The organism is Arthrobacter sp. B0316-1-20 (assembly GCF_059091865.1).
Genome location: NZ_JBNHHC010000001.1, coordinates 107,890 through 119,719 on the forward strand (window position 1 = coordinate 107,890; position 11,830 = coordinate 119,719).

Below are 11,830 nucleotides of genomic sequence, written 5' to 3' on the forward strand. Positions count from 1 at the left end.
TGCGAAGGCCGCGCCTTACCTTTGAAAGGACCTTCGATGCGCTTGATCGGCACTTCGGACATCAAGATCTTCCCGCTCGCTCTGGGCGGCAACACCTTCGGCTGGACCTCGGACGAGTCCGGTTCACAGCAGGTGCTGGATGCCTTCACCGAGGCCGGCGGCAACTTCATTGACACCGCGGACAGCTACTCCGCGTGGGTTCCGGGTAACCGCGGGGGCGAATCCGAGGAGATCATCGGCCGCTGGATGGCCGAACGGAAAAACCGCGAATCGGTCGTCATCGCTACGAAGGTGGGCGGTCATCCGGAACTCCAGGGACTGTCGGCGGTGAACGTGGCTGCTGCCGCCGAGGCTTCACTGCAGCGGCTGGGCACCGAATACATCGACCTGTACTACGCCCATTACGACGACGAGGGCACCCCGTTGATTGAGGCGGCCGCCGCGTTCGACGCCCTGGTGAGGGAGGGCAAGGTCCGCCAGATCGGTTTGTCCAACCTGTCTCCCGAGCGGATCGCCGAGTGGATGAACATCGCCCAGCAGAACGGTTTTGCGCTGCCGGTCGCGCTGCAGCCGCACTACAACCTGGTGGCCCGCAAAGACTACGAACAGGGCTATGCTCCGTTGGCCCGCGAACACAACCTCTCGGTGTTCCCGTACTACTCGCTGGCCGCCGGTTTCCTGTCCGGCAAGTACCACTCGACGGATGACGCCGACAGCAGCCCGCGCGGCGGCATGCTCCGTGATTACCTCACGATGGAGGGCTTCGCGGTCGTCGACGCGTTGGAGACCGTCGCCCAGTCGCGCGGCATCTCCCTCACGACAACCGCGCTCGCCTGGCTGCTGACCAAGCCCGGCATTACCGCTCCGCTGGCCAGCGCCCGGACGCCCGAACAGCTGCCGGAGCTGATGGCCGCCACGGACGTGGAGTTGACCGCCGACGAAGTTGCCGCCCTGGACCGGGCGTCGAGGCCCTTCGCCTGACCGGCCCTTAACGACGACGGCGATGCCGTGTGGGCATCGCCGTCGTCGGTGGCGGAAGCTCCGCCGTCGTCAAGGGTGGGTTAGAGCCAGCCGGCCGGATCCACCAGTTGACCGTCCTTGACAACCTCGAAGTGCAGGTGGCAGCCGGTGGAGTTGCCGGTGGTGCCCAGCTGGCCGATGGACTGGCCCTTGGCCACCTTCTGGCCCAGCGAAACGCCGATCGACTGCAGGTGGTTGTAGGTTGTCTTCAGGCCGCTGCCGTGCTGAACCACGATGCGGTTGCCGCCGCCGCCGACCTGCCAGCCGGCCTCGACGACCTTGCCGCCGTCGGCCGCGTGGACAGGGGTGCCGCACGCCATGGCGTAGTCAATGCCGGTGTGCAGCTCGCCTGCAGCACCGGTGATCGGGTTCTGGCGGTAGCCGAAGCCGGAGGTCTGGTTCATGTTCGGGATCGGAGCGGCCAGCTTGCCGGTGGCAAAGCCGACGGTCTTCGCCTTGGCTGCGGCGGCCTTCTTGGCTGCGGCCGTGGCCTTTGCCTTCTTCTCCGCTGCAGCCTTCTTGGCCGCAGCTTCGGCCTTCGCCTTCTTCTCGGCCTCGGCCTTCTTGGCGGCCGCCGCCTTTTCGTCGGCCTTCTTCTTTTCGGCGGCCTCGGCGGCAACCTGGGCTTCCTCCGGCGTAGCCTTGCTGGCTACCTTGGCCCGGTCAAAGCGGATTTCGGCCTCCTGGGCCGCCTGAATCTGCACGGGGCTTTGCTCGGAGGCGCGGTCGGAACCAACGTCGGTAGTGCCGCCGGCTTGGGCCACCGGGACCACTGCCGCGGCCAAGATGCCGGCGGCAACGGCAGCCAGGCCGGTCTTGCGGGCGAGGGAGTAGGCCGCCGGGGATGCTTCCCCTTCGCGGCGGGCAGGGGAGCCCTCGCTGGAACGGGTGATCTTCGCCAGGGCGGAACGCGAGATCTTGGACAGGGCATTCGTGGGGGTGTCGGAACGGCGACGACCGCGCACAGGGTTGTTCACAGGGTTTCCTCTCTTGCGCCTGCGAAGTTAGCTGTCGGATTCGAGCGAGAGTTCACTCGGTCCTGCCGGCAGTCGGATTTCAGAGTGCGACTGTGCCGGTGAGGACTTCACCCCGAGGTGCCCCCAAGCACCGTAAGTGGTTCCTCCGCCCCTGCCTTCGATGAAAAGCTCGATTCTTGCGGTCCGCTGGCAGGGTTAGACGGGCGGACCGGATGCCTACCTAGATAGATAGGAACAAATTCAAAATTACCGGAGCGACACGCGGCGTTACAAATTCGTTATCCGTGTTCCTTGTCACCAGAAGTTCCTCCGTTTAAGGTGATTCCTTTAATTGGGCGGAGTGTGCATCCGCCTGGGATTCGCGGCGCTGCTTGGCCGTTAGCGGAGCCCCGCGCCGGGGAGTGATCGGAGGTTGCACGCCGTTCCCGGGCCGTTAGTGGAGCCCCCGCGCCGGGGAGTGAGCGGAAGTTACACGCCGGGGAGTGTTCGGAGGTTACACGCCGTTCCCGGGCCGTTATCCGGGCCCCGCGCCGGGAGTGTTCGGAGGTTACACGCCGTTCCCCGGCCGTTATCGGACCCCCGCCCGGGAGTAACGCCTCCGCCGGGCAGCCTCCAGTTAGCATTGGCGGCCCGGCGCGCACCAAGCCTTCGCAGTGCTGCTCTCGGGGAAGTGCGCAGTGAATCGTGGCGGCGCAGACTGCGGACGCGGTGAAGGCCTGCCGTGATGAACGCAACAAGCAGGGGGCAGGCATCCGGATGTAGCCGCGTACCGGTCAGGCCGGCTGGCGCAGCAGGCCAAACCCGGCGAGCAGACGCCGAATCCCGGCCGGCGGCCCGGTCCCGACGATCAGGCGCTGACCCGGACCCGGGTCCGCGGCCCGGTGCCGATAATCAGGTGTTGACCGGCTCCGGAGCCAAAACTAGAGTGCCGCCGCTCCAGCCTCCGCCACCGACTGGTCCTGCTCTCCGGAGCCGCCGCTGACGCCGATCGAACCGACCACCTGGCCGTCGCGGGAGAGCGGGATGCCGCCGGCGAAGATCATGATGCGGCCGTGGTTGCTGGCATGGATGCCGTAGAACTGATTGCCCGGCTGCGAGTTGTCGCCCAGGTCCTTGGTCTGGATGTCGAACGCCCGCGAGGTGAAGGCCTTGTTGATCGAGATGTCGATGCTGCCCAGCCACGCCCCGTCCATCCGCACGTGCGAGACCAGGTTCCCGCCCGCATCGGCGACGGCGATGTTCATCGGCTGGCCGATGTCGGCGGCTTTGGCCTCGGCGGCGGCAATGACCCGGCGGGCGTCTTCCAAGGTGACGGTGTCCATGTTTGCTCCTAGGTTCAAGGCCCCGTCGCGGGGCCTAGCTGATGTAACCGTTGGGGTTGAGCACGTACTTTGTGGCGGCACCGGCGTCGAACTCCGCATAGCCCTTCGGCGCGTCCTCCAAGGGGATGGCCGTGGCGTTCACGGCCTTCGCTATCTGCACCCTGTCGTGCAGGATGGCCATCATCAGGCCGCGGTGGTACTTCATCACCGGGCACTGCCCCGTGGTGAAGGAGAGCGACTTGGCCCAGCCCGTGCCCAGCGAGAGCGAGAGCGAGCCCTTCTGCGCGGCCTCGTCGATTCCGCCCGGGTCGCCGGTGACGTACAGCCCCGGGATGCCCAGGGCCCCGCCGGCCGCAGTAACCTCCATCAGCGAGTTCAGCACGGTGGCTGGCGCCTCTTGGGCGTCCTTGCCGTGCCCGCGGGCCTCGAAACCCACCGCGTCCACGCCGCAATCCACCTCGGGGACGCCCAAAAGCTGTTCGATCTGGTCCCTGGGATGGCCCTGGGAGACGTCCACGGTCTCGCAGCCGAAGCTGCGCGCCTGGGCGAGGCGGCCCTCGTTCATGTCCCCGACAATCACGACGGCGGCGCCGAGCAACTGGGCACTGGCCGCAGCGGCCAGCCCCACGGGGCCGGCGCCGGCAATGTACACGGTGGAGCCAACCCCCACGCCGGCGGTGACGGCGCCGTGGAAGCCGGTGGGGAAGATATCGGAGAGCATGGTCAGGTCCATGATCTTCTCGAGCGCCTGGTCCTTGTCCGGGAACTTCAGCAGGTTCCAGTCGGCGTAGGGGACCAGCACGTACTCGGCCTGGCCGCCCACCCAGCCGCCCATGTCCACGTAGCCGTAGGCGCTGCCCGGGCGCTCGGGATTCACGTTCAGGCAGATGCCGGTCTTCCGCTCCTTGCAGTTCCGGCAGCGTCCGCACGCGATGTTGAAGGGGACGGAGACGATGTCGCCGACCTTGATGAATTCCACGTCGGAGCCGACGTCGACGACCTCGCCGGTGATTTCATGGCCCAGGACCAGGTTTTTCGGGGCAGTAGTACGGCCCCGGACCATGTGCTGGTCGGAGCCGCAGATGTTGGTGGCAACGGTGCGCAGGATGACTCCGTGCGATACCTGCCGGCCCACGTTGTCTGGGTGGACCCCCGGGCCATCCTTGAGGGTGAAACTTGGATAGTCGATGTCGATCACTTCGACCTTGCCGGGTTCCTTGTAAGCCACTGCTCGATTGCTGCTCATGGGGATTCCTCTGATGCGGAAGTCATGGATGGTGGGTGCCACGGTAGCCCTCTTGGATGGGGGCTGGCTAGGGTTGAGGCAGCCTTGGCCCTGCAGTCCAACACCTCTTGTGGCCGGTCGAAGGCGGCTCGTGTGCTTCTTGCGGGCCGACGCCCGCGGCGGAAGCGCGGCGCCCCGCCCTCCGCCGTCAGCTCGCCCCGGAATAATCTTCGCGGTGCCTTGGTTGACCCATCTAGATGCGATTGCATGAACAAACCAGGAGGGTCTCAGTGTCAGAGCGCAAGATCGTTGTTATATCCGCCGGACTCGGCGTTCCGTCCTCGAGTCGGATGCTGGCTGACCAATTGGCTGCCTCTGCCGTGGACCAGTTCCGCCTGAAGGGCGTCGAGGCCGAGGTCCGACTGGTGGAGCTGCGTGACTACGCCGTCGATATCGCCAACAACATGGTGACCGGCTACGCCGCGCCGAAGCTGGACGAAGTGCTCAAGGCAACCGTGGCAGCCGATGCGCTGATCGTGGTGACCCCGGTCTTCAGCGCCTCCTACAGCGGGCTGTTCAAGTCCTTCTTCGATGTGGTCGAGCCGCGCGCGCTCGCCGGCAAACCGGTGCTGATGGGCGCCACCGGTGGCAGCGCCCGCCACTCGCTGGCCCTGGACTACGCCGTCCGTCCGCTGTTCAGCTACCTCCGTGCCCGCACGGTACAAACCACGGTCTATGCCGCGCCGGAGGACTGGGGCGCCGGTGAGGCGGGAACCGGCGGACTGTCCGAGCGCTCGGACCGGGCGGCCGCCGAACTGGTCGACCTGGTGGAGGGCGCTCCGGTGACCGAGCGCGGCCGTGGCGGCGTCGAATCCAAAAGCTTCGAGGAGATCCTCGCCAGCGTCGGCCACTGAATGAGCGTCTACCGCTGAGCAAGACGAAGGCCCGGTCGGGAGTGGTCCAGCGATGCGCACCCGCGCAGCGTCACCACCCCGACCGGGCCTTTGCCGTGGCTAAAAACGTTCGGGTTGTTGACCCAGTTTGAAGTGGCGTCCGCTGATGCTGGCCGGCTTCACTTCCACATAGAAATCCTTGAGAGTCGGGATCCAGGTCTCGACCGGCAGCGCTTCGGCGGCCGCGATGTCCTCCTGGTCCTGCAGTACCCGGGCCGTGCCTTTGACGACAACGCTCCATGCTTCCTCGCTGCTGATGCCGTCGGCCTCGAACAAGACCTGGTCGTTGATCGTCAATTCGGCCAGCTTGGTGCCCGGCGCCGTGCGCAGGACGAGCCTGCCATCGCGCGCAACATAGTTGATGGGGAAAATATCGGTTTCCCCGGCGGCCGTGAGGACGAGGCGGCCATGCTTCGTCCTCTCCAGCAGCATCCACGATTGCTCGTCGGTGAGCTCAAGGACCGCGTCATCGTGTTCGAACATCATGCCTTCATCCTTCTGCATCGCTTCGGTGAAAGGAAGTCCTTGATACAAGCGGACATCTTAACGACGAGGCACCGCCGTTGGGCCGGTTGTCCGGCCCAGCGGCGGTGCCTGGGTCATCTCCGTGCCCGAGCACGGTTGGCCAGTGTTACTTGGCCGGGGTGATCAGCGCGGAAGCGCCGGTGCGGGCGGAGTCGAAGCGGGCTGCGACGTCGGCCCAGTTGACGATGTTCCAGAACGCCTTGACGTAGTCGGCCTTGACGTTGACGTAGTCGAGGTAGAAGGCGTGCTCCCACATGTCCAGCATCAGCAGCGGAATGGTGCCTACCGGGATGTTGCCCTGCTGGTCGTAGAGCTGCTCGATGACCAGGTTGCCGCCCAGGGGTTCGTAGGCCAGCACGGCCCAGCCCGAGCCCTGCAGGCTCAGCGCTGCGGCGCCGAAGTGGCCGCGGAACGCGTCGAAGGAACCGAAGTACTCATCGATGGCGGAGGCCAGTTCGCCGGTGGGCTTGTCGCCGCCTTCCGGGGAGAGGTTCTTCCAGAAGATCGAGTGGTTGGTGTGGCCGCCGAGGTGGAAGGCCAGGTCCTTGGACAGCTTCGGCACGTTGCCGAATTCGCCCTTGGAGCGGGCGTCGGACAGCTGCTCCAGCGCGGTGTTCGCGCCGGCCACGTAGGTGGCGTGGTGCTTGGAGTGGTGCAGCTCCATGATCCTCGCCGAGATGTGCGGCTCCAGGGCCGCGTAATCGTAGTCGAGCTGGGGCAGTTCGTACTTGCTCATGTTCTTCCTCTCGTCGGAATTACTGTGCGGAAACTACTCAGTGCACACTTCCAGCCGGCACGGACAACGGGTGGTTGGCCCGCCAAGCTGCCAATCCTCATTCAAACATGACCGAGGCTGGCACCGTAGCGAATTTCGCCACTGACGTAGCCGCGCATCCGCAGCCTGTCGGGCGGTTTGACCCCTGAGACGACATTCCACATCCAGAGAGCGGGCGCGGTGAGGTCAATTCGTGCAGTCGCAGAGCCCCGCGAACGCCCCCAGCTCCTCCAGCCCGGCGGGCCGTGCCGGCAGGTAGTCCGTGAGGGCGCGGGAACGCACGATAACCGCCCGCCACTGCCCGCGCGAGACAGCCACGTTGTTCCGGTTTCGGTTAAGCACGAATTCCATGCCGCGCGGCGCCTCGGCCGCGGCGGACACCGCGGTGGAAACGATCACGACCGGCGCTTCCTGGCCCTGGAACTTGTCCACCGTGCCCACCCGGACCTCCGCCAGCCCGGCGCCGTCCAGCACGGAACGGATCAGCTGGACCTGGGCGTTATAGGGTGCCACCACGAGGATGTCCGTTCCGGCCAGGGGGCGCGGCCGGGCCGTGCCGTCCGCGTGCCAGGGCAGGCCCAGATGCCGGCGGACCTGGGCCAGTACCTCGGCGGCTTCTTCGGGCGACGACGTCGCGTTGCCGTGGTGGTTCACGTACACGCATTCCACCCCGGGCGGAGCTCCTTCCAGCCGTCGCAGCGCGGCGGCCGGCGCCGACTTGAGCCGCCCCTCGTAGGCTAGGACGGAGACGGCCCGGCACAGGTCCGGGTGCATGCGCCAGCTCAGGGCGAGGAAATAGCCCAGCTCCGGCGGCAGCGTGGCATGGCCGTCAGAGAGCCACCCGAGTGCCGACTCGTCGACCGGTTCCGGATGCGTTCCCTGGGTCACCTGGGGCAGCTGCTGCGGATCACCCAGCAGCAGCAGGCGCCTGGCGGCCCGGGAGACGGCCAGCGTGTTGGCCAGCGAGAACTGGCCGGCTTCGTCGATGACCAGCAGATCCAGCGACTTCGGCGGGACAGCAGACCCCGTCATGGTCCACGCCGTGCCGCCAATCAACGCGCCCCCGGGGGAGGCGAGCAACCGGGCCACATCGTCCGTACTCCGGTTGGGCCACGGCAGGTCGTGGTCGCCGTTGGGTTTTTTGGCAACGACTTCCGGCGGCACGCCGGCCTTCTCGATGGCGGCGCGCAGCATGTTGTCGACCACGGCATGCGACTGGCCGACGACACCGACCTTCCAGCCCCGGGCCACCAATCGGGCGACGGCGTGCGAGCCGACGTAGGTCTTGCCGGTGCCCGGCGGTCCCTGGACCGCCAGGTAGGAATCGTCCAGGTCGGCGACGGCGGCGGTGATGGCGTCCACGTAGCCGTCCGGGTGGTCCTGGACCTCGGGCAGCCGCGCCAGCGTTGCCAGCCGCGGCGGGCGACGGCGCAGCAGGTCCAGCGCCGGTTCGGCCGGGAAGCCGGGCAATGTGCCGGCAACCGCAGCGGCGAGGTCTGCGAGGGCCTGCCGGATGGAGGTGGTGGGCAGCGGCTGGTCGGGTGTGAGCGCCACCGGCGGCTCGTTGTACTCGTCGGCACCGCGGGGCAGCCGCTCCTTCACCAGGAGCGTGTCCTTCCCACCGTCCGCACCCAGTTCCAGCACTTCCGCGCCGAAACAAAACGCGCGGTGATTGACGCCGTCGTTCTGGTCGCAGAGGAACTCCGGGAAGGGCTGGTCGTAGAGCCGGCAGAGCAGGCTGCCTTCCTTGATGGTGGATCCGGGTGCCAGCCTGCCGGTGAGCCGCAGCACGCGGACCGGGTTGCTACGCGACGTCGGCTTTTCCCACCCGGAAACCACGCGCGCGGAATCCACGGTGAAGACGTCGCGGGTATCCGCCCAGTCCTCCAGCGGGGCGTCGAGCCGGTCGAAATGCGCCCACCAGTACTGCTTCGCTTCCCGCCGGTGGTAGCCGACCGAGGCCGCGACCATGGCGACGGCCTGTTCATCGGCGGACAGCGTTTCGCTTCGGCGGGCGGCCCTGTCGGCGGCAGCCTCGACGTAGTCGTGCAGCCGCCGCTCCTCGGGCGGCAGCGGCTCGTCGTCGGCGGCCAACGTCCCGCTCGCGGCAGAGGCAGCCGCCGCCGCGGGGGCGGCCGTACGCCCCGGCACGACTCGGCGCTCGGCCGCCAACCGCAGGAGCCAATTGCGCAGTTCCATCGTGGAGAGGCAGTCGTACTCGTTGTAGTCGGCAATGCTTTTCAGGACCGTCTCTGCCTCGGCGTCGTTGCCGGCGTCTCTAGCCGCACAGTAGCGGGCGTATGCGACCACGGAAGCTCCGGCGTCCTTGACGTCGCCGGACCGCAGGTTGTCTCCCATGTACAAGGGCTCGAGCTTCTTGATGCTGTAGGAGTTTTCCGAGATCCGCAGGCTGTGCCGGACCGTGTCGTAGAGGTCCACCAGGATGCCCTCGCGCAGCAAACTGTCCACGGTTTCCTCACCCACCAGATGCTGCAGCGACAGCCGGCGTAATGCGGCCTTCTCGTAGTTGGCGTAGTGGTAAATGTGCATCCCCGGATACCGGCGCCGCCGATCGGCGACATATTCCAGGAAGTCCGCCAGCGCCTGCCGTTCGCCGGCGCGGCTGTGCGCCCAGAAGGGCTTAAACGGCGGGGCCGTGCCGGCAGCCGGCGGATGTTCCACCACGCCGAAAAGGTATTCCAGCCCCCACTCGCCGTCCTCGTCCTGCCACAGCGGATCGCCCTCGAAGTCGAAGTAGATGTCGCCGGGGTTGGGCGCAGGCAGGCGGGACAGCGTGTGCTGCTCCAGCACGCGGTACGAAACCTCGTGTTCCGTGCCGTCCTTGCGGTAGGTGACCCGGCCGTCCGGCGTGGCCGAGCCGGTCTGCATTCGTGCCTGGTCGCGGAGCCGGGCGAGCGGGCCGTCGGGCGATTCACCGGGTGGAAGTTCCAGGGCGGCCAATTGGTCGATGGTGAAGATCCCGGCCGCTCGCAGCTTGCGACGGCGCAGCGTGCTCATGTTCGCGACCAGCAGCAGGTCCCGGTGCAGCTCAACCTGTTCGGAGCAGTAGTTGCAGCGCCCGCAGGCGGTGACCCTTTCGTTCCCCCAACGGACCGGGTCCGGCTGTTCGCGGTGTGCTGTGACGAGGTTGAGGAACCTGGTGCGGCGTTCGCGGAAGACCGGCAGCAGGTCGGTGAGGCTGTGGTTGCTGTGCCGCCGGTCGCCCAGCACCAGGGTCACGGTGGGAGCCGCGGCGATGCCGGCTTGGAGGAGTTGGTCCCCGTACGCGGCCAGCTGCAGCAGCGCGGTGACCTTGGCGTGGCGGGCAAGCTTGGTGTCATAGACCGCGTAGGCAACAGCTCCGTCGTCGTTGTGGGTTTTGATCAGGAAGTCGGACCGTCCATGGAACCGGCCGTCGAAGAAGGACGCCTGGAACACCACGTCTGCGCCGGAGCGCAGCGCGGCGATCGACTCGTCGTGCTTGGCCTGCAAATCCTGCCGCGTGTAGCTGCGGGTCTCGGCAATCTCAGCCACGCCGGCGCCGAAGGTGTCGCGGAAGTGCTGCAAGACCCGGTGCTCGTGCAGATCGCCCAACTCCGCCGTGCGCTCGAGCATCTCGTCGCGGCCAAAATCCGCCACGGGGGAGCGCCCCAGCTTCTCGTCCAGCTTACGCAGCAGCTGGTACTCGCACTGGGCGGCGACGACGAGGTCGCTGGCTGTGTAGACCAGGTCGCGGTCAGCCCCGTCGACTTCGGAGTCGAGCAGAAACACGGTGCCTCCTTCAAACAGGTGCGCAGGTGCCAACCCGGCCGGCGGCGGGTCCCCCCAACGATATCCCGCCGCCAGCCGGTGCCTGCCGGCAGTTATAGGTCTACCGTCCGGCACCGACATTTTCGCGAATGGGGCATGGGTGCCCGGCCCCTGGATTCCTGTTACGCGATGTGACCGCGGTCTCCGACGGTCAGGCGGCCGCTCTGGCTATACTGCCAACAGCTTCAAGAACTGTGGCCGCCAAGCTCCGACTTGGCCACATACCAACCCCACGCTCGTTGGGTGGTTCGGATGACGAAGCGGCCCGCATCAGCCTCGGCTACCGATGCGGGCAAGAGCACGCGAAAGGACGCGGCGCCCGGCGCCGGCTGCCATGGACATCCCTCACTCCCCGCAACTGCAGGTCTTGAGCCTGGCCGACTATGAACAGGTTTCCGCAGCGCGCGAGGCCTTCGTAGACTTCCTGCTGGATGCCGCCCGGCAGCCCCGCGGGCAGCAGCGCGACATCGCCGCGGCGCAATGACCACGCGGACCGTGCCGACGGCGAAGGCCCCCACGGTCGCGCAGGCGACGGCCGCGCCCACGCCTCAGACTCCCGCAGCCGCACAGGAGCCGGCCGCCGCTACCGGACCGCGGCGGGCCCGCGGGCTGCTGCTGGACACCGACGTCGTGGTCGAGCTCAGGCGCGAAAGCCCGGCCCTCGCCGTCGTCGACTTCCTGCGGCGGCGCCGGCGGTCCCGGGTCTACATCTCCGCCCTGACCCTGGGGGAGCTGCGTGCGCTGAGCACCCAGGAAGCCGCGCTGACCGGGCAGGCCGACGCGTGGCTGGTCGAGCTGACCGCGCGGTTCTCGGCCTTTATCCTGCCGGTGGACCAGCAGGTGGCCGAGGCGTGGGCGCCGCTGGCCATTCAGGACGTGCCGGCCGTCGAGTCGCTGATCGCCGCGACCGCCTCCAGGCACTGCCTGACCGTGGTGTCCGGCAACGCCGAGGCCTATCGGCGGCTTGCGGTCGAAGCCTGCGACCCCTGGGTGCCGGCCCATCCATAGGCTTGCAGCATCCACGGGCGGGAGCACCGCACCCCGAGCACACCGCGGCCCGCGCCCCGAGCACCGCAGCCCGAGCACACCGCGGCCCGCGCCCCGAGCGCCGCACCCCAAGCACACCGCGGCCCGCACCCCCAGCGCCGCACCCAGAGGACCGACCTCGTCCGACGCCCCCCGACCCCCGTGATCAACCGCAGCGGGTATGCGAACGACCACAA

10 protein-coding genes and 2 riboswitches are annotated in these 11,830 nt (G+C 67.5%); of the genes, 4 read left to right on the forward strand and 6 right to left on the reverse strand.

Features of this window, described 5'->3' with window-relative positions:
- Positions 1 to 36 precede the first annotated feature (36 nt).
- On the forward strand, positions 37 to 981 hold the full coding sequence (locus tag AC5RW2_RS00495; protein WP_494026265.1) for an aldo/keto reductase: 945 nt from the start codon (positions 37 to 39) through the stop codon (positions 979 to 981).
- 80 nt (positions 982 to 1,061) lie between these two features.
- Here the strand turns inward: AC5RW2_RS00495 and AC5RW2_RS00500 are convergent, their stop codons facing one another.
- The 3 genes from AC5RW2_RS00500 to fdhA form a co-directional block, all read right to left on the reverse strand.
- The gene (locus tag AC5RW2_RS00500; RefSeq protein ID WP_494073402.1) at positions 1,062 to 1,997 is read right to left on the reverse strand and encodes a M23 family metallopeptidase; all 936 of its coding nucleotides are present in this window, start codon (positions 1,995 to 1,997) and stop codon (positions 1,062 to 1,064) included.
- 3 nt (positions 1,998 to 2,000) lie between these two features.
- A riboswitch (cyclic di-AMP (ydaO/yuaA leader) is annotated at positions 2,001 to 2,177 on the reverse strand.
- A 740-nt stretch (positions 2,178 to 2,917) separates the two neighbouring features.
- Entirely contained in the window at positions 2,918 to 3,319 is a 402-nt protein-coding gene (locus AC5RW2_RS00505) for a GlcG/HbpS family heme-binding protein (protein ID WP_493979553.1), read from the reverse strand.
- A gap of 34 nt (positions 3,320 to 3,353) precedes the next feature.
- Complete coding sequence (gene fdhA, locus AC5RW2_RS00510) at positions 3,354 to 4,565, reverse strand: formaldehyde dehydrogenase, glutathione-independent (RefSeq protein WP_494001723.1); 1,212 nt, start codon at positions 4,563 to 4,565, stop codon at positions 3,354 to 3,356.
- A gap of 269 nt (positions 4,566 to 4,834) precedes the next feature.
- On the opposite strand from fdhA, the gene AC5RW2_RS00515 reads away from it, so the two are divergent.
- Positions 4,835 to 5,458, forward strand: coding sequence for an FMN reductase (locus tag AC5RW2_RS00515; RefSeq protein WP_494073403.1), 624 nt, complete (start codon positions 4,835 to 4,837; stop codon positions 5,456 to 5,458).
- A gap of 99 nt (positions 5,459 to 5,557) precedes the next feature.
- Here AC5RW2_RS00515 and AC5RW2_RS00520 read toward each other — a convergent pair whose 3' ends face one another.
- The 3 genes from AC5RW2_RS00520 to AC5RW2_RS00530 all read right to left on the reverse strand — a co-directional run bounded on the left by AC5RW2_RS00520 (position 5,558) and on the right by AC5RW2_RS00530 (position 10,568).
- A complete protein-coding gene (locus tag AC5RW2_RS00520; RefSeq protein WP_494023436.1) occupies positions 5,558 to 5,983 on the reverse strand; it encodes a pyridoxamine 5'-phosphate oxidase family protein in 426 nt (141 codons plus the stop codon).
- 145 nt (positions 5,984 to 6,128) lie between these two features.
- Complete coding sequence (locus AC5RW2_RS00525; protein WP_494073404.1) at positions 6,129 to 6,758, reverse strand: superoxide dismutase; 630 nt, start codon at positions 6,756 to 6,758, stop codon at positions 6,129 to 6,131.
- Positions 6,759 to 6,983: 225 nt separating this feature from the next.
- On the reverse strand, positions 6,984 to 10,568 hold the full coding sequence (locus AC5RW2_RS00530; RefSeq protein ID WP_494073405.1) for a TM0106 family RecB-like putative nuclease: 3,585 nt from the start codon (positions 10,566 to 10,568) through the stop codon (positions 6,984 to 6,986).
- Between the two features lie 222 nt (positions 10,569 to 10,790).
- A riboswitch (SAM riboswitch) is annotated at positions 10,791 to 10,912 on the forward strand.
- Between the two features lie 29 nt (positions 10,913 to 10,941).
- On the opposite strand from AC5RW2_RS00530, the gene AC5RW2_RS00535 reads away from it, so the two are divergent.
- Together AC5RW2_RS00535 and AC5RW2_RS00540 are read left to right on the forward strand one after the other, a co-directional pair.
- Positions 10,942 to 11,091: a hypothetical protein gene (locus AC5RW2_RS00535; protein ID WP_494001719.1), complete on the forward strand. Its 150-nt coding sequence runs from the start codon at positions 10,942 to 10,944 to the stop codon at positions 11,089 to 11,091.
- Complete coding sequence (locus AC5RW2_RS00540; RefSeq protein ID WP_494073406.1) at positions 11,088 to 11,615, forward strand: PIN domain-containing protein; 528 nt, start codon at positions 11,088 to 11,090, stop codon at positions 11,613 to 11,615. The genes AC5RW2_RS00535 and AC5RW2_RS00540 overlap by 4 nt, the downstream gene beginning before the upstream one ends.
- Positions 11,616 to 11,830: the final 215 nt, after the last annotated feature.